The organism is Gimesia benthica (genome assembly GCF_009720525.1).
GTDB classification, from domain to species: domain Bacteria; phylum Planctomycetota; class Planctomycetia; order Planctomycetales; family Planctomycetaceae; genus Gimesia; species Gimesia benthica.
Genome location: NZ_CP043930.1, coordinates 3,590,828 through 3,617,268, shown reverse-complemented (window position 1 = coordinate 3,617,268; position 26,441 = coordinate 3,590,828). Strand labels below are relative to the sequence as shown.

At 54.7% G+C, this 26,441-nt stretch carries 18 protein-coding genes; 14 read left to right on the top strand and 4 right to left on the bottom strand.

From position 1 onward, the window contains the following. Window positions 1-9 precede the first annotated feature (9 nt). The 8 genes from F1728_RS13675 (at window position 10) to F1728_RS13640 (ending at window position 7,420) form a co-directional block, all read left to right on the top strand. On the top strand, window positions 10-1,215 hold the full coding sequence (locus F1728_RS13675) for a GspE/PulE family protein (protein WP_228030738.1): 1,206 nt from the start codon (window positions 10-12) through the stop codon (window positions 1,213-1,215). Window positions 1,216-1,282: 67 nt separating this feature from the next. Then, window positions 1,283-2,371, top strand: a complete 1,089-nt coding sequence (locus F1728_RS13670; protein WP_145438175.1) for a type II secretion system F family protein — start codon at window positions 1,283-1,285, stop codon at window positions 2,369-2,371. An 84-nt stretch (window positions 2,372-2,455) separates the two neighbouring features. Continuing rightward, a complete protein-coding gene (locus F1728_RS13665) occupies window positions 2,456-3,694 on the top strand; it encodes a type II secretion system F family protein (protein WP_155364574.1) in 1,239 nt (412 codons plus the stop codon). Between the two features lie 71 nt (window positions 3,695-3,765). Continuing rightward, a complete protein-coding gene (locus F1728_RS13660) occupies window positions 3,766-4,878 on the top strand; it encodes a type II secretion system F family protein (RefSeq protein WP_155364573.1) in 1,113 nt (370 codons plus the stop codon). 22 nt (window positions 4,879-4,900) lie between these two features. Next, the gene (locus tag F1728_RS13655; RefSeq protein ID WP_194242813.1) at window positions 4,901-5,356 is read left to right on the top strand and encodes a type IV pilus modification PilV family protein; all 456 of its coding nucleotides are present in this window, start codon (window positions 4,901-4,903) and stop codon (window positions 5,354-5,356) included. Further along, on the top strand, window positions 5,356-5,973 hold the full coding sequence (locus F1728_RS13650; protein ID WP_155364571.1) for a PulJ/GspJ family protein: 618 nt from the start codon (window positions 5,356-5,358) through the stop codon (window positions 5,971-5,973). Before F1728_RS13655 ends, F1728_RS13650 begins: the two co-directional genes overlap by 1 nt. 12 nt (window positions 5,974-5,985) lie before the next feature. Continuing rightward, a complete protein-coding gene (locus F1728_RS13645) occupies window positions 5,986-6,399 on the top strand; it encodes a hypothetical protein (RefSeq protein ID WP_155364570.1) in 414 nt (137 codons plus the stop codon). Window positions 6,400-6,478: 79 nt separating this feature from the next. Next, the gene (locus F1728_RS13640; RefSeq protein WP_155364569.1) at window positions 6,479-7,420 is read left to right on the top strand and encodes a DUF1559 domain-containing protein; all 942 of its coding nucleotides are present in this window, start codon (window positions 6,479-6,481) and stop codon (window positions 7,418-7,420) included. 11 nt (window positions 7,421-7,431) lie between these two features. Here the strand turns inward: F1728_RS13640 and xerD are convergent, their stop codons facing one another. Together xerD and F1728_RS13630 are read right to left on the bottom strand one after the other, a co-directional pair. Beyond that, window positions 7,432-8,382, bottom strand: a complete 951-nt coding sequence (gene xerD, locus F1728_RS13635) for a site-specific tyrosine recombinase XerD (RefSeq protein ID WP_155364568.1) — start codon at window positions 8,380-8,382, stop codon at window positions 7,432-7,434. Between the two features lie 140 nt (window positions 8,383-8,522). Then, a complete protein-coding gene (locus F1728_RS13630; protein WP_155364567.1) occupies window positions 8,523-10,790 on the bottom strand; it encodes an ATP-dependent helicase in 2,268 nt (755 codons plus the stop codon). 658 nt (window positions 10,791-11,448) lie between these two features. Here F1728_RS13630 and F1728_RS13625 point away from each other — a divergent pair. Next, window positions 11,449-13,701 carry a coiled-coil domain-containing protein gene (locus tag F1728_RS13625; RefSeq protein WP_155364566.1) on the top strand — a complete coding sequence of 751 codons (2,253 nt, stop codon included), beginning with the start codon at window positions 11,449-11,451 and terminating at the stop codon, window positions 13,699-13,701. 180 nt (window positions 13,702-13,881) lie between these two features. Here the strand turns inward: F1728_RS13625 and F1728_RS13620 are convergent, their stop codons facing one another. Beyond that, window positions 13,882-15,813, bottom strand: a complete 1,932-nt coding sequence (locus tag F1728_RS13620; RefSeq protein ID WP_155364565.1) for a DNA gyrase/topoisomerase IV subunit B — start codon at window positions 15,811-15,813, stop codon at window positions 13,882-13,884. 83 nt (window positions 15,814-15,896) lie between these two features. Continuing rightward, window positions 15,897-18,311: a DNA gyrase/topoisomerase IV subunit A gene (locus tag F1728_RS13615; protein ID WP_149342859.1), complete on the bottom strand. Its 2,415-nt coding sequence runs from the start codon at window positions 18,309-18,311 to the stop codon at window positions 15,897-15,899. A gap of 557 nt (window positions 18,312-18,868) precedes the next feature. Here F1728_RS13615 and F1728_RS13610 point away from each other — a divergent pair. From F1728_RS13610 to F1728_RS13590, 5 genes are all read left to right on the top strand, one after another. Beyond that, the gene (locus F1728_RS13610) at window positions 18,869-19,633 is read left to right on the top strand and encodes a hypothetical protein (protein ID WP_155364564.1); all 765 of its coding nucleotides are present in this window, start codon (window positions 18,869-18,871) and stop codon (window positions 19,631-19,633) included. Window positions 19,634-19,718: 85 nt separating this feature from the next. Continuing rightward, on the top strand, window positions 19,719-20,252 hold the full coding sequence (locus F1728_RS13605) for a hypothetical protein (protein ID WP_155364563.1): 534 nt from the start codon (window positions 19,719-19,721) through the stop codon (window positions 20,250-20,252). A gap of 41 nt (window positions 20,253-20,293) precedes the next feature. After that, window positions 20,294-20,983 (top strand): hypothetical protein, encoded by a 690-nt coding sequence (locus F1728_RS13600; RefSeq protein ID WP_155364562.1) that lies wholly within the window; start codon window positions 20,294-20,296, stop codon window positions 20,981-20,983. A gap of 979 nt (window positions 20,984-21,962) precedes the next feature. Next, window positions 21,963-22,952, top strand: coding sequence for a carboxypeptidase-like regulatory domain-containing protein (locus F1728_RS13595; RefSeq protein ID WP_194242812.1), 990 nt, complete (start codon window positions 21,963-21,965; stop codon window positions 22,950-22,952). 409 nt (window positions 22,953-23,361) lie between these two features. After that, window positions 23,362-26,397, top strand: coding sequence for a carboxypeptidase-like regulatory domain-containing protein (locus F1728_RS13590; protein WP_155364560.1), 3,036 nt, complete (start codon window positions 23,362-23,364; stop codon window positions 26,395-26,397). Window positions 26,398-26,441: the final 44 nt, after the last annotated feature.

Below are 26,441 nucleotides of genomic sequence, written 5' to 3'. Positions count from 1 at the left end.
CAGGAGACCTTGTCCCAACAGTTTCAGGATCAACTGCCTGACAAAGCGGAAAATCATCCCGAGTATGTGACGGAGCTGGTCGATGTAATCCTGGGTCAGGCGCAGGCCATCAATGCCAGCGACATCCATCTGCTGCCCACCGAAAACCGGATGCGGATGGACTGGCGAATTGACGGCGTACTGCACCATGTCGCTGACTTTTCCCAGGTGCTGGCACCCCGGATCACAGCCCGGCTCAAAGTGCTCTCGCAACTGCTCACCTATCGAACCGATGTCCCCCAGGAAGGGCGGATTCACCGGGATGGAGAGCAGGTGGTCGAGACCCGCATCAGCACCTTTCCGACCCTGTATGGCGAAAAGGTCGTCGTGCGGCTATTCGTCGGTTCGGGACAATACAAACATCTGGAAAACCTGAATCTGCCGGAAGAGATTCTGAGCGAAATGCGAGGTCTGTTACGACAGACCGGCGGCGTGGTGCTGATGACCGGTCCTGCGGGAAGCGGCAAAACGACGACGATTTACGCCTGTCTGCGGGAGATCATTCGCGAGTCACGCGGCGCCCGCAGTCTGGCCTCCCTGGAAGATCCGATTGAAGTCGTGGTGCCCACCGTGGCGCAGTCGCAGGTCAATCCGGCAGCGGGTTTTGATATGGCACTGGGTCTGCGGTCCCTGTTACGGCAGGATCCGGAAGTGATCATGGTGGGAGAAATCCGCGATCGCGAAACCGCCGAGACGGTCTTTCAGGCTTCGCTGTCCGGGCATCTGGTGATCACCACGTTTCATGCGGGCAGCGCGACCGAAGCGGTCAGCCGCCTGTCGGATATGGGAATCGAACCGTATTTGCTGCGGAGTGGTCTGCTGGCGATATTGAGTCAACGGTTGTTGCGTCGACTTTGCAGTTGCGCTCAACCATCACAGGCGGAAGAAGATCGACTGGGGCTGCCTGTCGAACAATGGAAAACCGCAACGGGTTGTGCAGACTGCGGACAGACCGGCTATCAGGGCCGCCTGGTTCTGACCGAAATGCTGCTGCCCGATCAGGGGGCCGTGGGTCAGGCGATTCTGGACCAGGCTGATGCGACCGAGTTGCACCGGCTGGCAGTTGAGTCCGGACTACGGACACAGTGGGATCGTGCGCTGCGGGCCGTAAACGAAGGATTGACCAGTCCCGCGGAAGTCCGCCGTATACTGGGCATCTCGCGGAGTGAAACTTAAGGGTGCACAGGTAGCACTGACATGGAGACATTGACTGAAATCGTTTCTGTCTGAAGAGAGTGTGAACATGAACGCAAGAGACGATTCCGACGCCTTACCGACACGGGAAACCCGCTTCGAGCTGGATGAGCTGATCGCCTTGAACGAGGAAATTATTTCACTCGTGCAGGCCGGGATTCCGCTGGAACTGGGTCTGCGGGAGATGGGCAACGAACTTCCCGACCGGCTGGGAAAGATCAGTTCGGACCTGGCGGTGAAGATGGAGCGGGGCAGTACGCTGGCTGAAGCGATGGAATCCGAAGGCTCACGCTTTCCCCGCGTGTATCGGGTGATCGTAGAAGCGGGGGTCAAATCGGGTAAGCTGACCGTGGCACTGGAGGAGATGTCCAACTATGCCTGGGAACTCTTTCATCTGAGACGACAGATCGGCATGGCGCTGATCTATCCTTTGATTGTCTTCAGCCTGGCCTATGGTCTGTTTCTGGTCTTCCTGTTTGAAATGCTGGCACGGTTCAATTCCGCGTACGAAGTTTTCCGTCTGGGTGAGACCCGCCCACTGCAGGCATTGAACTTTCTGGAATCGACGATGATCTACTGGGCGCTGGTCCCGCCGCTGGTCCTGTTTGTGTTTGCCCTGGTCTGGATGCGGACCCGCAGTTCACAGTTATTGAATTTTAAAGGCACCAGTCGGCTGATCGGCTGGATTCCCGGCGTGAAGCGGATTGCCAGTTATTATCGTTACGGAAACTTCGCCGAGCTGATGGCACTGTTGATTCAGCAACAGATCCCGTTTTCCGAGTCAATCGTGCTGGCGGCAGAAGCGACCGGCGATGACCAGTTGGTTCAATCGGCTGAGCTGATGGCGGATCGACATGCCCGCTCGCAGCTGGAATCGGGGGAATCGGCGAAATTCTATGGCTGGCCTCCGTTACTGACCTGGTTATTAACGACCAAGAATCACGAGGGAGAATTAAGCCTCGCGCTGAAAAATGCTGCCGATATGTATCGGCGGAAGGCGGCCCACTATACCCGCTGGTTCCGCGTGATCTTTCCGATCTTCACGGGAGCGATTATCGGTGGTGGCACGGTTTTATGTTATTGCCTGGTATTATTTCTCCCGTTTACCGACATGCTTAAACAATTAGGTAACCCTTGAGGGTCTTGACTGAGACAGTGATCAGATGCTGCAGACAGCTGGACACAATGATTATGATGATTTGAGTGACGGGATGATTCTCCAATGAACTGGTATCGCTATCAGGGCGTTAATTCAGAAGGCAAGCTCATCAAGGGGCGGATTCACGCCGCCGACCGGGATGAAGTTGCCAGCCAGCTGCAGGATCAGGGGATCAAAATTGAACGGATCGAGCTGGAAGAGGAAGGTGAACTGGCGTTTGCCGCCCGGGAAGCACCGGCCTCCGGCGCGACGACCAGGCTCTCCTCCCGTGATTTTGAACTCATCACCGATCATCTGTCCGATTTGACACGTGCCCGGCTCCCACTCTCGTCGGGGCTGGAAGCGGTCTCTTATGAAATTGAGAACACACGTCTGCGGACTGCGGTGCAGGATCTGGCGACCCAGCTGGAATCAGGCGATGACCTGGAAACGGTGCTGGCCAATTCCAGGGCGCCGCGCGAGCTCTGTGCCCTGGTGCATGCCGGCAGCCGTTCGGGCAAGATGAGTGAGATTCTGGCCGACTATGTGGCACATACCCGTCAGCTCTCCGAGATGAAAAGCCAGTTACTGATGGCCCTCTGCTATCCGCTGATTCTGATGTTTTTCGCCTCGTTAATGTTCCTGGCGATCATGCTCTGGATCATTCCTTCGTTTGAATCGATCTTCGTGGACTTTGGAATCGAGCTCCCCTGGGTAACCGATTTCATGTTTGAGGTCTCCGTGTTTATCCGAATGCAGTGGTGGTGGTATCTGCCCGGTACGCTGCTTCTACTGCTGGGCTCTGTCGCACTGTTCCGTACAGAGAGAGGCCAGGCGCTGGGGCAGCGCATCCTGTTTCGACTTCCCCTGCTGGGGGGGCTGTTGAGTGGTATTTCCGTCTCCCGTTTCTCTCACCTGCTGGCACTGCTCGTCGATAATGATGTTCCGTTTCTGGAAGCGCTCAAGCTGACTGGGGAGAGTTCGAACAACTATCAGATTCGCAAGGCCTGTCGCAAATTTTCGGAATCCGTCTCCTCCGGGGAGATGCAGATCGAAGCGTTGACCTCGTTGAAGTTATTTCCCGCCACGTTTCTGCAGACACTGGCGACGCAGTCAGGCAATTCGAATCAGAACAGTCCCCGTTACTCGGTTGAAATTCTGAATGCACTGGCGGATATGCTGAATGGCCAGACCCGCGTGCGGATCACGTTTTTCGCGACTGTTGTGGAGCCGATGATCATCATTGTCTGTGCGATCACGATGGGTTTCCTGTTTTTATCCCTGCTGGCTCCGTTGTTTAAACTGCTGACGATGCTGTCCTGAGTGGTCATGCATCATTGCATTTCAATCCGTTTTCCTGAGATTCATTTCTGTTAACAAGCGACTTCCCGTTGATGAATAAGCCGTCCCGTTTTAATTCTCTGAATCAGTTGTGGCGCTGGGGCAATCGTCCGCTCCTGCGTGGACCACGCTGGCTTCCGGGACGTGTCACCCATTCACAGCAGATGGCGCTCTTGAGAATTCTGGCAGTGGCTACGGAGAAACAGCTGTCGTTGATCGACGTGCTTGAGACCTTCGAAAAAGACGTGCATGGCCGCTGGAGACTGCAGATTTCCCGTCTCGTGGATTTGCTCCGCAGTGGAGTTCCCCTGGCGGATGCCATCGATAAGGTGCCGGATCTGCTGCCAGCGAATGCGTTTTTCCTGGTGAAAGCAGGAGCAGAATCGGGCACGCTGCCCTCGGCGCTTTCGCTGGCTTCGGAAGTCTGCATGGCGGAACGGACTGAGCAGGTGCGGAGCCGTGCAGGCGTTCTGCTTTATATTCTGGCGGTCTTCCTGGTTGTCGCGCTGAACCTGTTATTTATCGGCTATTGGATCATCCCAAAGTTCAAAAAGATCTTCCATGATTTCGAAGTAGAACTGCCGGGCCTGACGCTGAATATTATTGAAGCCAATGATTTTGTCATTGAATATTTCTATGTTCTGCCGGTTGCGATTTTACTGTTGTGGATCATGCAGAAAATACTGACGCGCCGCGGCTTCCTGGAGAACGGCTGGCGCCCTGCGTTTGTCTATGGCCTGCTCTATCCGCGGGGCAGGGCGCCGGATGTACTTCGGTTCCTGCATGTCACGACCGAATCGGGGCGCCCATTAATGGGGGCATTCGAGACCCTGGCACATACTTCGAATAACCGACTGCTGGCAGAACGCTTTGAAGCAATTCTGCAGGATGTTCACAAAGGAAACGACTGCTGGACGGCCCTGCATGATTTTAGTCTGTTAACACCCAGTGAGGTGCGGCTGCTGCAGTCAGCCCAGCGGGCGGGGAACCTGAGCTGGGCATTGAAGGCGATCGCGAAAAGCATCGAACGGCGGATAAATTATCGGATGATGCTGGTACGCGAATATCTGGAACCAGCGTTTATTGTAGGGCTGGGAGCCCTGGTTGGAATTATTGTGATTGGTTTGTTTTTACCATTGATCAGCCTGGTTCATCACCTGGCATAATCCCACGGGCATGGGTTGCATAGTGCGAATACAGTATCGACAGAAACAGGATTTCTCAGCGGTTACTCGGCCAAAGCTGCGTAGACGTCTGGGATTCACATTGATTGAAATGATGGTCTCGGGAGTTCTGCTGACGACCGTCTTCATGATTGTGGTGCCTTCGATTTACTGGGTCCATCGCGAACAGAGACAGTCCGAGCAGAGACAGGTCGCGCTGGTCGAAGTGGAAAACCTGATGGAACGGACCGTAGCCCTGCCATTTCCGGAGATGACGCAGGCAACGGTCGACAAGTTCGCACTCTCGGAGAGTGCCTTGAAGCAACTCCCTGACGCTGACCTGAAGATTCGCATCCAGGAGACGAAAGATCTACCACTGATGAAAAAAATTCAGATTCAGCTGGGCTGGCGAGATCAGCGTGGTCTCATCCAGCAGCCGGTACGCTTAACTTCCTGGGTCTCCCCAAAGGGTAAGCAGTAATGCGACGACGTGGATTTATGATCTCGATCAGGCAGCACGGCATTCCGCCCGGAATATCTCTGGTGGAAGTCGTCGTGGCCATGGCGATTGCGACGGTGCTGATGGGCCTCAGCATGACCACGCTGCACACCATCATGCGGGCCGAGCGGGAATCGAGTGAGGCGGTCTGGCTGGGGGCCTCTTTCCAGCGTTTCTCAAGACTGTTCCGTGATGACATTCATGCTGCAGAATCAGTGCAGCTGGAACCGGAGAAAGTGGCCAACCCGAAAACACTGGTTATCCTGAAGCCGGGCGGGGAACAGATTACCTGGCGGATCGAGGAGTTCCGCATCGATCGCGTAGTCAGCCGGGAAGGGAAAGTTCTACACGAAGATATGTTCTATGTTCCCGCAGGAAGCGAGGCACATTTTATCCAGCAGCAGCGGTTGAATCAGGCAGGCATCAGCATTCGGGAGCCCGGTTCCCTGGTCCTGCCGGACAAGGAGAGTGGGAACACGCCGGAGAGTCGCCCCCGAGCGGCTCACGAACTTGCCGTGCTCTCCACAATTGGCCGTAATTATCGGCTGACACAAATTTCTTTCGAGCAATCGGAAAAAGAAACAAACCAGACGAACTGACAGGTCAAACCCATGCAGAATATAGTCAATCGACAGACTCCCCAGAACCGGCAGGCGACCCGTCGTGGCGCGGTCCTGATTCTGGTGATGGTTTGTCTGCTGATCGTCACCATGCTGCTGGCTTCCTTATTAAAGTCAGCCCTGATGCAACGTCGGCAGGTCATCCGGGAGCAGCTACGCGTTCAGGCAGAATGGCTGGCTGAGTCAGCACTGGAGCGGGCCGTCGAACAGCGATTGAAAAACCCGAACTATAAAGGCGAGGTCTGGGAAATCAGGCCGGAAGATCTGGGGACCCGCTATGCTGCTTCTGCTGTGATTCAGCTCAAGCCGGCGAAGAAAACAGATCGGCTGTCGATTGAAGCCCGCATTCGCTATCCGGAAGACGAAACGTTCAGCGTCACCCGGACCCGGAAAATCATATTATAAGTGTTACTTTTATTTTGAATCGAATGTCATAGATCATGCTTTATAAAACATCATTGAAACTACAGTCCGGGGAATTGAAATGAAGAACGAAGTTCCTTTCCGATTTCGCAGTGCCTGTGAACGGCGACGACCTGGCTTCACCTTGATTGAGCTGCTGGTGGTCATCGCCATTATCGCGATTTTAATCGCACTGCTCCTGCCTGCGGTTCAGCAGGCCCGTGAAGCAGCGCGACGGGTTACCTGCAAGAACAACCTCGTCCAGATCAGCCTGGCGCTGCAGAATTACGAGATGGCGTACGAAATGCTGCCGGCGGGTGTCTATAACGATACCGGTCCCATCAAGAATGAACCCAAGGGGTATCACATGAACTGGCTGTCGGGGCTGATGCCGTATCTGGATCAGCCGTCTGTGTTCGAGCACATCGACTTCAAGCAGAGCGTGTATGCACCCGCCAACAAGGACGTCCGCGAAGTGCAGATGGTCGTTTTGCATTGTCCCTCCGACCCGATGAACAGTTACACTTACGCGAGTTCTGAAGAAGGCGTCCAACTGTATCAGACTAATTACGGTGCCTGTTATAACGGTACTGAAGCACCGCTGGACAGCGCGAATAACGGCGTGATGTTTCTCAACAGCAGCATCCGTTATGACCAGATTACAGACGGCAGTTCTAACACGATTTTTGTCGGCGAACACTTCTATACCAAAGACAATCTGGGGTGGTTATCCGGCACCTCTGCAACATTGCGGAATACAAGCTCTATCAATCGGGACAAACCGGGGAGAGACAACAGGTACACTCAACCTCCCGGGCTGGAGCCGGATTCGGATGCTGATTCTGAGAAAAACAAGGGTGACGTACTACTGAAGATGGGGGGCTTCGGCAGCTATCATGTGGGGGGCGCCCATTTCGGCTTTGGAGATGGCAGGGTGCAGTTCATTTCAGAGAGTATCGACGCGCCGCTGTTGCATCAGCTGGGGAACCGCGCGGATGGAAAGCTGATGAAAAAAGCGTTTTAACCCGCCGCGCATCAGCCGCGGGGATGATACATCTGGTGTACCGCTTTCAGGCGGCTGTGATCCACGTGGGTATAAATCTGGGTTGTACGGATATTCGCGTGTCCCAGCAGTTCCTGCAGCGCGCGGATCTCGGCACCGCCGGCCATCATGTGGGTCGCGAAACTGTGCCGGAGCGTATGCGGGCTGACCTCTTTACTGCAGCCGACGCGGGCCGCGTTTTTCTTGACGATGTTCCAGACCATGATCCGGGAGAGCTGTTTACCGCCTCGACCCAGGAACAGCGCCTGCTCTGCCGGGTTGCGTCGGGTGAGGTCGGGACGCTCATACTTGAGGTAGGCTTCCACGGCCGCCACCGCAACGGGGTTCAGTGAAACCATGCGTTCCTTGTTCCCTTTACCTACACAGCGTGCATAGCCTTCCGCCAGTTTGACAGAGTCCAGCGGGAGATTCACGATCTCACTCACTCGACAGCCGGTGGCATACATCATCGCCAGAATCGCTCGGTCGCGGAGCGGATACCGATCGGCATTGCAGGGAGCCATCAACAGTTCGTTGACTTTCTCAGGGCTCAGGACCTTCGGCAGATACTTCCAGAGCTTGGGGGAATTCAAGAGATCGGCGACGCTCTCCGCGAGAATTCCTTCCAGGACGAGGTAGCGGAAAAACAGCTTGATCGTCACCAGGTGTCGTGAAACAGTCGTCGCGGCCAGTCGGCGTTTATTGAGGTGTTGCAGATACCCGCTCAGAAACTTCAGATCGACCTGGCTCAAGGGGCAGGAGGGCTGACTGCGGTACCAGTCCAGAAACTGTGTGATATCGGAGCGATAGGCAGAGACGGTGTTGGCCGCCATTCCACATTCGGCTTCCAGGTAATTCAGGAACGGTTCCAGATGCACGCCGGGATCGGCCGGTTTGCGAACCTGGAATTTTGAATTTGCCGGCGGTCGCTTTCGGGGAGGCATGCAAGTCCTTCGCTTCAGATGAGTCCAACGTCGCTGCTGCGCAGATGTCACTGTCTGCTACTTCATGTTTAACAGACGGCGCAGCGGGGACCAGAGGCTTTATCGGAAGGATGCGTCAGATGCCATGAACGCGGGGCCGGTTAGCGCAGTCCCAACGGTTGTAGCGGACAATGGGCGGCGACAAAGGTCTGCCCCTCTTCCATTTCGTCGAAGAGCACTGTCACCATGCGTTTGCGGGCAAAACCGCTGATGCCCATGACGGTACCGACTCCGTATCGCGGGTGACGTACCCGCATGCCCACCGAGAAACCCTGCGGGAGTTCGGCTGCTTCGGGGGTTTGCTTCAGCAGGTCAGCCCCGGTCATCAGCAGGGGTTTTTTCTGGGGAGTCGCCGCCTTCAGTGCCTCGGTGTCGACCTCACCCCGTTTAACGGACTCGACGAAATCATCGAAATGCGAGCGGTGCTCTCCCAGGAAATCGGTCATGTCTTTGACTTCGACATCGATCTCTTTCAGGAAGTCACTGGTGATCGTCCGCCAGGGACGCCCGCGCAGAGAGCGTTCGCGTGTCTGTGTCAGGTACAGACACTGTTCGGCCCGGGTGATACCTACAAAGAACAGCCGTCGTTCCTCTTCCAGACCATCACGGAGCTCTTCGCGGAGCACCCGTTCGTGAGGGATCAGATTCTGTTCGACGCCGATAATAAAGACGACCGGATACTCCAGCCCCTTCGCGGCGTGCAGCGTCATCAGTGTCACCTGACCCGATTCCGCATCCAGTTGATCGGTGGCGCTGGCGAGGGTGCTGACTTCAAGGAACCCCTCCAGAGTCGTCTCGTCACCAAAGATCTGGTCGTACTTCCGGGCGGTGGAGACCAGCTCGTTCACGTTGGCGATCCGCTGTTGATCGTCTTCATCCGGACTCTCTTTCCAGCTGTCGATCATACGTGTGCTGTCGATGACCACTTCCATCAGCTGGGCCACAGACCCGGTGTCGGCCAGTGAAAATCCGGAGATCATTTTGGCGAATCGGGCAACCATCGTCGCGGCCCGCTTGGACAGCGTCGAACAGTCTGCGGCCTGGTGCGCGGCTTCGAGCAGACTGATTCCTTTTTCGTCTGCCCAGCGGATGAGTTTTCTTTGTGTGGTTTTACCGATCCCCCGCAGCGGCTTATTCACGATCCGGCCAAACGCCACGCGGTCATCCGGATTGTTAATCAGCTTGAGGTACGCCAGCAGGTCTTTGACTTCCGTCCGTTCGTAAAACGCGACACTGCCTGCGAGCTGGTAAGGAATTTTATGTCGCGCCAGCGCCAGTTCCAGTTCGCGGGAGAGCGAGTTCACGCGGTAAAAGATGGCGAAGTCGGTATAGTCATATTCACCCCGGTCGACGGCGCGGCGGATATGCAGGGCGATCTCTTCCGCCTCCTGTCGCTCGTCATTATAGGTGAGCAGTTCGACCGGTGTTCCCTCCGGGTTCTCGGTGAACAGCGTTTTGGCTTTTCGTCGCTGGTTGTGCACAATCAGGCTGTCGGCGACGCGCAGAATTTCTTTCGTACTGCGAAAGTTCTGTTCGAGTCGGATCGTCTGGCAGTCCGGGAAGTCGCGTTCGAACTGCAGAATGTTTTCGATCTTAGCACCACGCCAGCCATAGATGGACTGATCCGGATCGCCGGTGACGCACAGATTGCGGGTGTTGAGTGAGAGTCCCATCACGATCTGGTATTGTGCCAGGTTGGTGTCTTGGTACTCGTCTACCAGAATATATTGATAACGTTCATCGAGGGTGGCCCGCAGTTCGGGAGACCCCTTGAGCAGGCTGGCAACGTGTAGCAGCAGATCATCAAAGTCGACGGCGTTCGATTCGAGCAGCAGTCGCTGGTAGACGGGGTAGACTCGTGCGGCCACCGCCTGCAGGTGATCGCCGATCGATTCCTGAAACGCTTCCGCATATCGCTCTGCGGTGATCAGGTCATTCTTCGCACGGCTGATCATGCCTGCCATCGTCGAGGGATTGTAGGCAACCGTGTCGATGTCCAGTTCATTGAGCACGTAACGAATTAGCTGTTGCTGATCGCTCGTATCAAAAATCGAGAAGTTACTGTCGAGGCCCACGGCTCTGCCGTAGCGTCTCAGAATGCGGACGCAGAATTTATGGAAGGTCGAGATTTCCACGCGGATGCCGGGGATCAGCTGCTGGACCCGTTCGCCCATTTCATCCGAGGCTTTATTGGTAAAGGTAATCCCCAGTATCTGATTCGCGGGCACGCCTGCCTGGATCAGCGAGGCAATCCGGTGAGTAATGACGCGCGTCTTTCCCGAACCGGGTCCGGCCAGTACCAGCAGTGGTCCCTGGTGATGGCTGACGGCAGCGTATTGTTCCGGTGTGAGGACCTGCTGAAAATCCAAGTCAAAATCCTTTCCAAGCGAAGCTGAATGGTTCCGTTTCTGAAATCATCAATGTAAGGGCAGGGGGCTCAAATTCCAAATCGAACCGTGAGTGATTCCCGGTTTTCACACTGAGAAAGAGTCTGTTTCGAGAGCAATTTGACATCTAATGCAAAAAAGGCTTGAGAAATCAGACCAGATTTAGAAATAATAGTGAACTTTCGTACGTTTTGTTAATGTTGTGAGTTCAAGGTGCTTTGGTTGATTGCACAATATTTGCGGGTCTACTAGACTGCGCTAAGATGGAATGATGATCTGGATCTCTCCAGAGTTAAAGCAGAATCAACCTCAGACTCTATCGATTTCAGGGTCTGGGAGATTTGCTCGGAGTTTTCAGCTCAAATTCGCTCCAATAAAAAACGCCAGATTTCGATCTGTGGAACATTCTATTTCTGGAAATTGCTTCCAGACAGGGTTTTGCAGGTTATGAAGCTGGATTAGTTGAATGCCGGTTGGGATGTAGGAATTCAACACACTCCCGACCGGTAAATGACGATAATTTATTTTACAACGGTAGTTTCCACCACCACACGAGAGAACGCGGGCCTGACAGGCCCTGTTTCCGTTTAACGGTGGCCTCCGTGATTCGAGTCCTTTTGCCGATGGAGTGCGATCAGACATGCTTCTCAAGGAATTCAAGCCAGCCAGAAAAAGCTCGCTTTATTATGGTATGGTCAGTTTTGCTGTACTGGGTATCGCCAGCCTCGCGCTGGTTGTCACAACCACTCTGGCTGTTGAAGATAAGAAGCCAGAAAAAGCGGATGTCGGACTGCAAGGCATCTTGCCAGCCGAAGTTCCTGAAGGAATTTCCGAGGCCCCCGAAGGTCTCGAGGGAAAATGGGCCAAGTGGAGCACACAGGTTTCTGACCTGCTTGTAAAACTCTACGAATCGGACATGCCCGTTGCACAGCAGCAGGCAACTCTGAAGAGCCTGCAGGCGAAGATCGACGAAGCCAAGGGTCAGCCGGCCCTGGCCGAATACGCCAGCAGCCTGCAGCGTCGCGTTGATATCGCTGATGCCGCTCTGAAAACTTTGAACGTCAACATCGGAACGATCAAAGCAGCCCAGATGAAAGCCAAGCAGAACCAGGTTGCAGCAGCTGCTACAGCACTCAAAAAATACCTGGGTACCCTGCAGAATGGAAATGGCTGGGTTGACTACCTGCAGCTGAACCAGTTGCAGAAAGAGCTGAAAAACAGCTATTCCGAAGTCGAACTGATGGATCTGCTCAAGGCTCTGAAAACCAAATTCCAGAACCGGGGAGCTCTTGAAGATGCCGAACAGCGGAAGTTCTTCAACCGTGCTCAATTCAAAGACCTGGAAAAATCGATCAACGCTTTCCTGGCAGAAGCCAAGCCAGGCAAAAACCAGATCAACAAAGGCAAGATTCGCGAACAACTCGCTGCCCTGGTTGAAAACCTGGAAGAATACGAAGTCACCCAGAACAGCAAGTATGCTTTCGAAGCCCGTAAAGCATACGCTCTGCTGCGTGAAGAGCTGGAAGGTGGTCTGGAGCCGCTGACGACTGCTCTGCGGAATAACTACTTCAACTACAACCTGCGGGTTATGGTCGCTGAAGACTTTATGAACCGTCTGATTAAAGACAGTACCTGTGAAACCGGTCCTGTTGTTGACTGTATCCTCGGTGCTTATGTTACCGGAAACCAGGCGACGACCACCGAAGTTGGTGTCGACTTCCAACCCAGCGATGCGACTTTGCGGTTCGCTCTGACTCTGAACGGTGTCACCAACAGTGAAACCTCCGGTCAGACCAGCCAGGCTACAATTTACACCTCTGGTCACCACCAGATCTGGGGTGCAAAAGAAATTAACTTCAACGGCGACCTGTTCACCACACAGCCCGCCTGGGTTGATGTGCAGGCCAATAACACCACCGTTGGTGCTTCCACCAAGCTGGATGGCATCCCGCTGCTGGCTGGCCTGGGACGCAAAATGGCATACCGCCGCACCGAAGAACTGCGTCCTGAAGCTGAAGCCATCGCCGCTCAGCGTGTTCGCGATCGGGTTCGTCCCCGCTTCGATGAAGAAGTTGACGAACGCATCACCAAAGCCAACGAGGAAGTCGGTCAGAAGTTCAACAAGCGTCTGCGTGACAACGGCCTGTTCCCGTCTGCCCGCAGCTATGCTTCTACCGATACTCACCTTTATGTCCGCACCCGTCTGATGGATACCGGAGAACTGGCCGCTAACTCGCCGCCACTCTCGATCTCTGCCGACGAGAGCGTTGTCCTGCAGATGCACGAATCGCTGATGAACAACAGCCTCTCTCGGATGAACCTGGAAGGCCGTAAAATCTCCGATCAGGATCTGATCACCGAGTTTGAAAAATCGATCGCCGATGTTCTGGGCCGCAAGGTCAAGCTGCAGCGTCCACCCGTTGATCCTGACAAAGGTCCCAATATCTTGGCATTCGATGATCATGATCCGATCCGGGTTAAGATCAGTGATAACACACTCAACCTGATTTTACGCTGTGGATTTGAGCAGAAAGGCGAAACCGCCGTTCCGACTCAGGAAATCACTGTGCCTCTCAGCTTCAAAGTTGAAGGCAACAAGATTTCCATTACACGGGGAACCATCAAATCGTCTCCTGTTGAGCGGCCCAAGAGCGTTGCTTCTCAGATCGCCCGCTCTGGCGTGGTTCGCAACAAAATGGAAAAGGCATTTCCGGATCGCGTTGAAGACGCCCAGGTTAAAGCCAAACTGGAAAACCGGACCGTCTATCTGCACATCAAAGACATTGTTGCCAACGATGGCTGGTTAACCCTGACCATCGGTAACGATCTGACCGTGGAGAAAAACGAGACAGAACTGCCACCACCAGTTGAGAAAACCGCTTCGGTTAAATAAACCCTCGGTTTTCCACTGAGTTGAATTTAAGCCGGGAGGCGAATCATCTGGTTCGCCTCCCGTTTTTTGTGCGCGATGCTCAATGCACAACTGCTGAACCGGGAAGACAAATCCTCTTGAGACCGACCAGTAGTATCGGCAGGGGCGCGAAGCGATCAAGACCGGATTGCGGACTTTCGATCAATAATCGATGTCGTCGGCTTCGATCGCCTCTTCCATGATCAGATCATACCGCTGGCTGGCGTCTTTACCGAACAGCTGGGAGAACGTTGCGTCGGCATCCAGCTGGCTGTCGATGTCGACTTTCAGGAGCACCCGCTTCTTGGGATCCAGGGTCGTCTCTTTCAGCTCCTTCGCAGTCATCTCACCCAGACCCTTGAAGCGGCCGATTTCGTATTTACGATTCGCCGGCAGAGACTCGATGATCTCTTCTTTCTGCACATCATCCTGGGCGTAATATTTTTCGTTCCCCACACTGATGCAGTACAACGGCGGCTGAGCCAGGAACAGTTTGCCCTGTCGGATCAATTCCATCATGTGCCGGAAGAAGAAAGTCAGCAGCAGTGTGCTGATGTGGTAACCGTCGCTGTCAGCATCCATCAAGAGAATGATGCGGTTGTAACGCAGATTGCGAATATCGAAGTTCGCACCGATGCCGGTTCCCAGCGTTTCGACCAGGTCTTTGATTTCCTGGTTCCCCATAATTTTGGAGACGGCCAGCGATTCGGTATTCAGCACCTTACCGCGTAAAGGAAGCACGGCCTGAATGCGGCTGTCACGCCCCATCGCTGCGGTACCACCGGCGGACAGACCTTCGACCAGAAACAGTTCCGACTCTTCCGGCTTATTGGACCGGCAGTCCAGCAGCTTGCCCGGCAGGGTCGACTTGCGGTTGGAAGGTGTCTTGCGTCTGACTTCTTTCTGGGCATCGCGGCTGGCCATCCGGGCCCGGGCCGCCAGAACGATGCGTCCCACAACCGCGTCGGCGATTGAAGGGTTGTTGTTCAACCAGGTTTCCAGAAGCGGGCGGACGATCCCTTCGACGAAGCCGCTGACCTCTGGGTTATTCAGCTTCTCTTTGGTCTGCCCCTGGAACATTGGATCGTTATGGAACACCGAGATCAGACAGAGCACGCCTTCGCGGATGTCGTCAGTCGAAATCTGGAGGCCCTTGTGCTTGATGTTATGCACGTCCATGTAGTTCTTGACCGCCTTGGCGATCCCCGAGCGCAGGCCGCTTTCGTGTGTTCCCCCGGCGTGGGTGCGGATACCGTTCACATAGCTGCGAATCTGCTCATCAGTTGCGTCGGTCCATCTCAGGGCCAGTTCCACGCGAATATGTTCGTCTTCTTTTTCCGCGTAAAACAGCTGTTCGTGAACCGGCTTCTTCTGCTGTTCGGTTGCCAGCTTGTCCAGGTAACCACGAATCCCTTCCGGATGTGACAGTTCGTGTGTCTCTTTTTTGACTTCATCCCGGAACGTAATTTTCAGCCCGCCATGAATGAAGGCGATGTCTTCCAGGTGCTGGCGGATCGTATCGGCGTTGAAGTGTACGCGACGGAAAATGCTATCGTCCGGGCGGAAATGGATTTCTGTTCCGTGCCCGCGGAATGGCTTAACCTTCTTTACCGGTGTCGTCGGCTTGCCCTTCTTGTAACGCTGCACATACTGGTGCCCGTCCCGGTAGACGGTCGCTACCATCTCTGATGACAGTGCGTTGACCACTGATGAACCCACGCCGTGCAGACCACCGCTGCGGGCGTAGTTCTTGTCCGAGAATTTCCCCCCGGCATGCAGGGTCGTCAGAATCAGTTCCAGGGCCGACTTCTTGGTCTTGGAGTGCTTGTCGACCGGAATACCACGACCGTTGTCTTTGACACTGCACGACGCACCATCTTTATGCAGCGTGACCACAATCGTGTCCGCTTCATTGGCCAGGTATTCGTCGACCGAGTTGTCCACGATTTCCCAGAGCAGGTGATGCAGTCCGCGAATGTCGACACCCCCGATATACATCGAAGGCCGTCTGCGGACCGCTTCGAGCCCCTCCAGAACTTCGATGTCATCAGCGGAGTATTTTTTAGCGTCAGATGATTTTGCTGCCGTTGCCATAATTTTACTGGTCGTCTTTTCTCAATGAACTTGTAACTGAATTGTTTGTCTGCTCGCGATGGGAACATCGCCCCGCTGCAGGCTTATTCCTGTTCGATCTCGTCCCAGTCCACCACTTCAATGGGCGGATAGAGGATCTCGGCGAATCCGCTCCGCTGGCTGGTTTTGACCCCTTTACCACCGCGAGACGTGACGCCGTACTTCATCTGCCCGAACGTCATTTTCTTGCCACTGGTATTGATGACCCGCAGACAGTCGCTGGGTCGTGTGAGCTGCAGGGCACCCATGACGGAGTCCCCTTTTTCCAGCTTGATCCCTTTAACCCCTTTACCGGGATTCGAGAGCAGGGCTGCTTCTTCGATCTCACAGTGTAACACACGGGCATCTTTGGTTGCGATAAACATCGTTTCCGCCTCATCCACCAGGCCGGCATAGACCACCCGGTCGTCTTTTCCGAGCCGACAGAATTTACGGCCCGCTTTCGTCGATGCCTGGCGGAACAGGCTGAACGAAATCCGCATGATCTGCCCCTTTTCGGTGACGATCAGCAGGTGCGGCGTAGGAATCGGCTCTTTCTTCGTCGCTTTATCTTCTGGTGTGAACCGGGCGTCTGTCGTAATCGCAGCGACCAGGCTCGCCCCGTCACCCATGCGGGCATGTTTCGAAAGCGGCTCACCGTAACCCGAGGAGACCGGAACCTGCTCGATCGGCAGCGTATAGGCGACGCCATCGCTGGAGAAGAACACCACATGATCCAGGGTGCTTCCCGGTGCGACATCCAGCACGCTGTCTCCCTCGCGGACACGCGTTTTGGCGAGTTCTCGGGTATCGCCTTTGGTCTGCAGCCGTCCGACACGTTTGATCCATCCCTCGCGGGTGACCACCACGTTCGTGTTTTCTTTGACGATATACGCCTGCGGATCGAACTCGGTAATTTCGTCCGAAGAACCCAGCTTCGTCTGGCGTTTCTCGGGGAATTCCTCGCCCAGTTCCTTCAGTTCGGTTTCAACGACCTTCCAGAGTCGTTTGTCGGAAGCCAGGATCTTGCGAATCCGGTCCGCTTCGGCCCGTTTCTCTTCCAGCTCCTCGCGAATCGTATTGATTTCCAGTTTCGAGATGCGGTACAGCTGCAGTTCCAGAATGGCCATGGTCTGGATTTCATCCAGCGGAAATTCGGCCATCAGCTTCTGAGCGGCATCCTGTTTCCCGTTACTGGCACGAATCAGTTTCAGGGCTTTATCCAGCCCGTTGAAGATGATTTCGAAACCTTCCAGGATATGGATCCGGCGTTCCAGCTGTTCCAGCTGATATTCGAAGCGGCGGCGGACCGTAATGAAACGGAAGTCCAGGAAGTACTGTAACATCTCCCGCAGATCGCAACGGTGGGGGATCAGCACGTCTGAATCATCGGGAACCAGGCAGGTCAGGTTGACGGCGAAGTTCTGTTCCAGGTGCGTGTGCTTGTACAGGAAGGCCATTACCGTTTCAGGGTCGGCATCCGGCTTGATCTCCAGGACGATCTTCAGACCGTTCTTGTCGTCCGTTTCGTCCGCGACATCCAGCAGCTGGGGCAGCTTCCGCGATTCGACAATACCCCCGATTTCCGACAGCAGAGATCCGGTTTCGACGGCATAAGGTACCGAATAAACGATCAGCCGCTGGGCATTTTTCGAACTGGCTTTTTTGTCTGTATCGATCTTCCACTCGCCCCGGATTTTGATCGGTCCGCGGCCATCCTTATAGACATTGGTGAGAGAGCGTTTGTCCGTGACGATCCGGCCTCCCAGCGGGAAGTCGGGACCTTTAATGTATTTCATTAATTGGGCCACGGTCGCATCGGGATGATGGATCAGGTGCGTGCAGGCTTTGACTACTTCACCCAGATTGTGAGGTGGAATGTTCGTCGCCATCCCGACGGCAATCCCGTGTACTCCGTTAACCAGCAGGTTAGGGAAGCGGGCCGGCAGCACGACCGGCTCATTGCGGGTACCATCATAGTTGGGACGCATTTCGACGGTCTGGTATCGCAGCTCATTCATCAGATGCTCTGCGATGCCGGTCAGACGGGCTTCCGTATAACGGGCAGCAGCGGCCGGCAGACCCATAATCGAACCGAAGTTCCCCTGACCATTGACCAGAGGGTTCCTCAGGTTGAAGTCCTGGGCCAGACGGACCAGGGCATCGTACACGGAAGCGTCACCGTGAGGATGGTAGTTACCCGTGGTATCACCACAGATTTTGGCACACTTACGGGGCTTCGCATTGGCCACCAGACGCAAGTCGTGGTACATGACATACAAAATGCGGCGTTGTACCGGCTTCAGACCGTCCCGGACATCAGGCAACGCCCGGGAAGTGATGACTGACATCGCGTAGTTCAGATAGCGACGTCGCGTGACCTCACTGATGGGAACATATTCAATACGGTCCGTTTCAACGCTGGCGTTTCCGTTGGTGCCATTCTCTGCGCCGTTACTGGCTGATTTTCGTTTCGCCAAGAGTCTCTCCAAAAACTTCGATTACCCGTCCTGACTGAAGGTCAGCAGACGACCATCAGTATATCGATCTCAGGCGGGCTTATTATTCAGAATTCGGGTCATTCCCGCTGGTAGTTTAAGAAAAATGTGTCGAATTTTCTGTTTGTGAAAACATTGAGGATTGTATCTGTTAAGACGATTATTGAACAGATAAGGCCACTCGTAACCCGTTAAATAGACAATAATTCGGGAAAATAGGACGAATCGTCATCGTAGTTACAAAATGACTCATTCCGACGATTCCTGCCAGCCGAAATTTGGACTAGTGGCTTTCTTTTCGAGAGGGTCGCAATCTGGCGATTGAAACATACAAAATTGACCGGAACTCTGAAAAGTGAAAATTCATCTATTTCGGGGCTCGCTGCGGTCTTTGTGACATGACTCAGCCACAACGGGGAACCAGTACCGGTTCAGACACAAGACATTTGAACATTATAATTGACTGACGGAGGTCCGACGAGCCTTCGCCGCAGTCTCATTGGTGGATTAACCACAATAAAATCCAGGGAGGGATTGTTATGGCTCAGACGAGTCTGAAGGTAACCCTGCTCACAGGACTGTTACCGGCGTTTATTCTGATGGCGCCGGCACTACATGCTGCTGAGCCAGGTGCGGTCAATAATGCCGTTGTGCAGCAGGAAGTCCAGTCGAGTACGTCCAAATATAATCCGGTCAGCTGGTTCAAAAGAACATTCAGCCGCTCCAAGGATCAGTCGGCTGACGTCAAGCAGGTCGCTCACGAACAGCAGGCAGCTCCCCAGCAGTCCAGCCAGAAAGTGTTCGTCAAGCGTCCTACTCTCGGTCGGCGTTCCTCGGGATACGGTCCGATCCAGCAGGTCAGCAATCAGCCGCGGATCATTACCTCCACACCGGCTCCCTTCGACAATGCTGTCCAGGCACGACCCATCAGCCACGGACACTTCAAAGACCATAAACATTACAAAGCCGCTCAGCCCATGCCATCGATGGCTGGTATGAACGTCCTGCCCGGATACCCGCAGCTGGGAGCTCCCATGTATCCCAGTCCCAAACCGGGGATTCCCGATTACGTGGGACGGACCATTATCACCAACCAGGCGTTCTCTCCGCATGAGATGCTCTATCCGCATGAGTACAACGCCATGTATGGCCCTTACTTCTACAACGTTAAAGGGGGCTGGATCTGGACTCCCTTCGGTATGCGTTCCCACGAACGTTGGGAACTCGAAGGTACCCGCGTCAACGTGAAGTACAAATCAGATTTCGGATTTTTCCCCAAGTTCATTCCTCCTATGGTGAGATAACGGCCTCTCACGGAGCGTTGTTGCAACCGGAAAACGTTTATCACGCTGAGCCATTCACTCAGAGATACGATCAGGAAGTTATAAAATGCACAAGTTAACTTATAAAATCGCAGGGCTCGTCGCAGTCGCCGGCATTATGACGGTTCTCTCTGCTCAGGGCCTGCATGCAGGTGAGCCTGGCGGCCTGAAACTGAATCAGAAACAGGCTGCTCCCATCCAGCAGGTGGGCTACCTCAATGATAAATGTGGTTGCAAACACAACCATGTCTACTCCTACTCGAACGGTGCTACGTACTCGGGTGGTGGTGACTGTCCGCACTGTCGGACTTCAGCCGGCATCGGAAAACGCGGATCGCTTCGCGAATTCTTCCGTTGCAAATTCGGTTATTTCATTCCCACCGGCTGCGGTGGTAAAGGCTGTGCTCCTATCGGACACTACAAAATGACATACGCCGTCGATCCTTACTACTTCGATGGTCGCGACGGACAGCTGTATGGTGCTCAGGGCTATGGCGTTCCTGTGGCTGTGCCTCTGGCTCCGACCGTACGTCAGACTTACAACTACGGATGGGGCGTTCCCTCCAGCCGCATTACTCCCATTTCTCGCATCGTTCAGTAATTTAAAACCCAGTAGCCTTTATCGGGTCCAGGAAGATTCACATGAAAATCTTAAGCGTGCAAAGCCTTGCGATTCTGGCAGTAACCGGCGTCATGCTCCATACTGTGACAGCAAGTGCTGAAGAGAAAACAACCGCCGGCGCGGGACAGATCCAGCAGGTCGGTCATCACGTGCGAGGTGGTGGCTACGGCTATAACTGCCCCCCCGGCTATTCCGACCGCTTTGACGGGGACGGCGTCTATCGCAATTACAACTCACGCGAAGGCTGGGCCTTCCTGAGAAAATGTCATACTTCACCCGGTCATGGCTGGTGTCCTCCTTCCGCTCAAATGATTCAACGCACCCCCGTGCAGTATCAGCGGTACTACTCGAACCAGTACATGGGACAGCCCGGCCCCACCGGACCGGCGAACTATCCGCAGATCTACATGCCCACCGATACCACCCAGCTCGGTTTCTACTACCAGAGTGTACCGACCTGGCAACCACGGGCCGGCATGATTCCACCGCCACCAGATCCAAGCATGTACCACACACGTGACTGTCGTGCCTGCCGCGGACATGGCTGCAAACACTGTCGAGGTCATAACTACTACGGACAGGGACCGGTTTACTACTCCACCGGTGCCCCCGTCGAAGCTCAGCCGGAAGCCGCTCCTCAACAGCAGGAAGAAACTCCTGATGTACCGCCAGAGCCTTCCAAGCTGAACCAGGCTTCTTACGAGAAGTAATTCTGAACCCCAATTCAGAAACGATTTCGTCAACATCAGACACCAGAGCCACTCCTGAACTTCAGGCAGTGGCTCTGGCTGTTTACCTGGGGTGCAAACCTGCTCTTGACCACACCCCGCCACCACGTATCCTCTTCCCCTTCTGGCTCGCGCGCGAGGCAGGTCAGCGATCACCGGAACACGTCGCACCAGTGACACATCACCACCGGAATCACCCTCCATTTTCACCCTCTCTTCACGGGAACATCTCGCACTGCTTTTCTCTCTACAGTGAATAAACGCCTCAATGTTCAGGGCAATTCGAGACAGAACCGGGACACACCTGGACAAAATCCCGGACCAATCAGGACAAAATCCGGCCACACCAGGACAAAATTCTGTCTTGACTCCCCCGTCCCCTTCACGATGATTCAACAACATCAGACAGCCTCCTCTCTTCCCCATCGTGATAATGAGATCTATAGCATTAGCTATGTCATAATCACCTTGGTTGAAGGTGTGTTGTTACTTTTGTTTTCAAGACTTCAACAACAGAAAAGCCAAATTAGCCGCAGGGCGTTAGCCCCGGTTGAAACGATTTTGCTCTGAACCGTTCGAATTATGAAACACGCCCTGACCACAGGTAATATGTGTCAGCTGAGACGGACGATATTCCAGTCTCGACCCACAGGCAATCAATCAAAACAGCACCCCTCATCATCACAACAGAACTTTCCCCACGACAAGACGTAAAAAATTGCACACCCGCATTCTACCCGATATCATCACACAGACCGGAGATGAACAACCCGCAGCATCACACCAGACCGCTGCCCAATAAACACTACTCATACCGGCACCTCATCGCTCCGGGCTCAGGCACACCCGAAATGGCGAAATGAAAACATCGTTCCATCTTTTAAAAACGTCACACATCATGTCTCAGCTCATTACCGTTTTTCTGCGTGCCTCGAACCGCGTCGGCAGATCGCCTTTCGCAATGCACTTACTCCTCCTGTCACTCACTCTGCTGGCGCCCTTACAGAGTCGCGCCGACAACCCGCGAACTCCCCTCCAGCAGACAATCCAGGGCACCGTGGTCGATCAACAGAATCAACCCGTCGCCGGGGCCAGGGTCTTCATCGAGTCGCGTGACTGGTTCGAGTTAGACCTGCCCAACCTCGAAACCACCACCGATGCCCAGGGACGCTTCAAGTTAACCGACGACCTCTGGCACATTCAGGGACAGACCCTGCAGGCCAGAGACTCGCAAAACAGGATGGCACAACTCTCTCTGCCCGGCCCTTCATTAAGGGAACCGAAACTGCTTGAATTGAACGACCTCCGTCTACAGCTGACACCACCGAAGCGCATCGAGCTGGAAGTCGTCGACGCGAAAGGCAAACCGGTTCCCGCAGCCCTCACGGGCATCATGGCCCTCACGAAAACCTGGGGGATCGGCAAGACCGACAGTGCAGGAAAAATTACGTTTCAGATCCCCCCGGATGTCGATCTGAAATATGCCGTCGCCCTCCGCGATGGCTACGGGGCCGACTATCGAGCTTACCGTCTGAAACTGGAAGACAAATACAAACCAGGTGCCAAACCAGCGAAGTTTCCCGATCATCCACTGCGGTTAACGCTCGCAGGCGCCCAACCCCTCAAAATCAAACTTGAGTCAGCCGAGGGCAAACCGCTGTCTGGTATCGGTCTTGAGCCGCAGTCTGTGTGGAAGCCAGACCAGCCTTTGCCCATGCCGCTGCCACTCATGTTCTACGTAACCCGGCAGCTCGAACAGACCACGGATAACGCAGGCACGACTGTCTTCGCCTGGCTTCCCCACTGGCAGAAACAGCGAATCTACTTTTGGGTCAAAAACAGGGAATACATCCCCCACCGAATCGCTTACGAGCCCAGCAAAGACAAGGGCACCTTAACTGTCCAACTCACCCCCAAACCACCTGCACCAGAACAAGACCGCAAACCCTGACCCAGGTCTGCCACCAGGCCATTTTCGTGTCTTTCGTGCTTTTCGTGGTAGCAAAAAATCAACCTGGTTACCACGCACGTAATCGGTAGTCGTCACAGACAACAGGAAACAGCACCCTTTCAGTTTTCAGGATTCTAAGTACGACAAAGTGATGCTCACCGGTTTCATCGTAACCGGTTCATTTTCGCCCTTTTCGTGGTAGCAAATCGAAACCACCAGAAAAGATTTGAACCCCTGTATCCCATTCGCTATCATCAAAAGTGTCGGCAACGAACCGCGGGTAGCGTCTCAGATTCCCCCGGTCAGTGACACCACTCACGCCGACCAGCACACCAGCCGGGCTCAGGCACACCCGGGGATTGTGAACTGAGAAACCATTCTCTACTCCTCTCTCGCGAGTTCTGTTGCCATGGTCCATTCAACGCTGCTCAGTCGTTGCACATTCAATCGTTCACAAAATCGCGCCCTCAGGTTCCTCTGCTCCCTGTTGCTGTTATCAACACTGCTGGCACCCGTCGTGTTACACGCCGCGGAGCCTGCTGAGGAGACCGAACTGACCATTAAGGGTACCGTCGTTGATGCACAGGACAAGCCCGTCGCCAACGCGCAGGTCTTGATCGATTTTTCAGCCCAGAGCTTTTCCGACAACTCCAATATTGAGACGCAGACCGACGCCCGGGGCCGGTTCACCTTCAAAGGCAAGTCCGCTCGCTTGCGCGGTCAGACCATCCAGGTAAGCGGCCCCGATCAGCAGATGGCACATTTTCGTCTCCCCTGGCAGACCATCGAAGTGGATCCCTCTCTCGACAAACTGCGCCTGCAGCTCAAACCGCCGCGGCGTCTGGTCCTGGAAGTGGTGGATGGTGACGGAAAACCCCTGCCCGGAGCTACGACAGCCTTGCTCGCGAATTACCGGGGCTGGGGTTCGCAACAGGCCGATCAGACCGGTAAAGCAACCTACCTTATTCCTCAGGATCTCGATATTCAAACCATCTTCGCCTTCAGCGACGGGCACGGTCTCGACTACCGGTCCTATGAACTCTCGCGCGAACAATACGGCGATCAGCAGGCCAAACGTCCGGAGGTCCCCAACCATCCCATTCGCCTGACCCTGGATGGCACACAACCACTGTCGATCAAAGTCGTCGACACCGCCGGTAAGCCGCTGCCCGGCGTCAACGTCGCTCCCTGGTATCTCAAAAAAGAAGGTCAGCCCCGCGATGTCAATCTCTCGTTTTTCTATAAACTGATTCAGGCGGAAACCGATCAGTCAGGCACGGTCAACTTCGACTGGATTCCGCACTGGCAGCAGACGCCCATTACCATGTGGCCCCGCGAGAAAGGATACGCGCACCTCCGCACCATGTATGACCCGGAGAAAGACAAAGGCAAGCTGACCATGCGCCTGCAGAAACTTGTCCCCCTCTCAGGCAAGGTCTCCCTTCCCGATGGATCCCCGGCGGCAGGCATTCCGATTTCTGCATCCGGAGAAGGCTATATGATCGATTCCTTCCGCGGCACGACAACCACCGATGACCAGGGACACTATACCATTGAAGCTGCCCCCAACATGGTTTACCTCGTGACCGCCGGAAATGAGAAATGGGCCGCAGCGCCCCAAACCGGCTTCGCCCTCCGGCCAGACCAGCCCCGTACCAGTCTCGATTTCAAGCTCCGCCCCGCCACCCGTCTCTTTGGTTGCGTCACGACCGGCAAAGACAATCAGCCGGTCGAGGGACAGACGATCTACTCCTACCAGTACGGTCAGGCCGCCCACAATATGAAAGACGTCTATCTGCCGAACCCGGAGAAGAGCCGGAAATCGGTGCGCCCCATGATCGTTCGGCGCACGACGACAGATAAAAACGGCGACTTCGAACTGTTCGTAGGCTCCGGCAAGTTCGATCTGCGCGGCCCGTTACAAAACAAGATCGAGAAGTTTGATATAACGACAGAGACCGAAAAAGAATTCAATTTCCATACCGTCCGTCCGGAGAAAGGCATCCTGAACGGCACAGTCGTTGCAGGCAATCCAGCCCAGCCCGTACCCGATGCTTCGATCTCCGGCATTTATCGCCACGGTCTCGCCGGTCGTGATATGCAGGCCACGACCAACAAAGCAGGGAAGTTCGAAGTCGAACGTGAACTCCACAAGGTGGTCATCTATGCCCGCAACAAGGATAAGACACTGACAGGCGTCGTGGAGATCGGACCGGACGACAAAACCGTGACCATCCCCCTCCAACCCTCAGGATCAGCCTTCGGCACTCTGATTGATGGCGCCAGTGGGGAACCCTTGAAAGGCCGCGAACTACAATACGGAGTCAGAGTCTATCTGGGCAAAGATCGTTTCTCTGCCTTCCGAACCGCGTATGGGGGCAAAGTGACCACCGATGATGTGGGACGCTTTGAGCTAAAGGACCTGGTCGTCGGGCAGAAGTACAATCTCTCCCTGGTCATCCGCCGGGACAAGAATCCCGCCAATATCTCCTGGCGTACCGCCGGTGAAGTGAAGGTGAAAGACAGCCAGCCGGTCGACCTGGGTGAAGTCGAAGTCCAGCCGGCCCCCAAACCATATGTCCCACCCACCATCGAGGAACGCATCGCTGCCGCCTATGACACCAAGGGGACACCTGAAGAACGTTACGCAAGCGCTGCAAAAATAGCGCGCCTCACGAATCAGTACCTGCTGATCCTGTATGGCGATCGCTCTTCAGAAGCCGTGCGGCAATTCATGACGCTGCGATATAACGACAAAGAAATTCGCGATCTCATGCCCAGTTTCCAGCTTCTGGTCAGCGAGGAGGGAGAAGCGAACACTCTGTCCGAAAAAGCCCGGGAGATCCAGAAAAATCTGGGGTTGGAATCAGCTGCACCGCAGCCAGGTCTATTCATCTTCGATGCGCAGAGCAAACAACAAGCAGAAATCAGCTTTGCCAACCTCTCAGCCGACGGCAAAGTCAGTAAAGAGAAGCTGCTCAAGTTTCTCAAAGCCAATCCGTACCCGACCCGCGATGCCAGAGAATTACTCGAAACCGCGCTCAAGCAGGCCAAGGAACAGAACAAACGCGTCATCGTGCAGGAAACGGCCACCTGGTGTGGTCCCTGTCGGTTGCTTTCACTCTACCTTGATCGCGAACGCAAAATCTGGGAGCGTGACTATATCTGGATCAAGCTGGATCACCGCTGGAGCGGCACGCATGAGATCATGAAGAAACTCCGCAACGATGCCCCGGGTGGAATTCCCTGGTGGGCGATTCTGGATGCCGACGGCAAAATTCTCGTTACGAGCAACAACGATCAAGACGAAGACCAGAACATCGGCTTCCCCAGCTCAACCAGCGGCCGGGAACATTACCGGAAAATGCTGGAGAAAACCGCCATTCGCTTGAACGATACCGAAATCAACGAACTCGTCGATGCCCTGAAACAGAAAGACGACTGATCGTCGCCTGCGACGCGCATGACAGGTATAATCGAATCCATCGT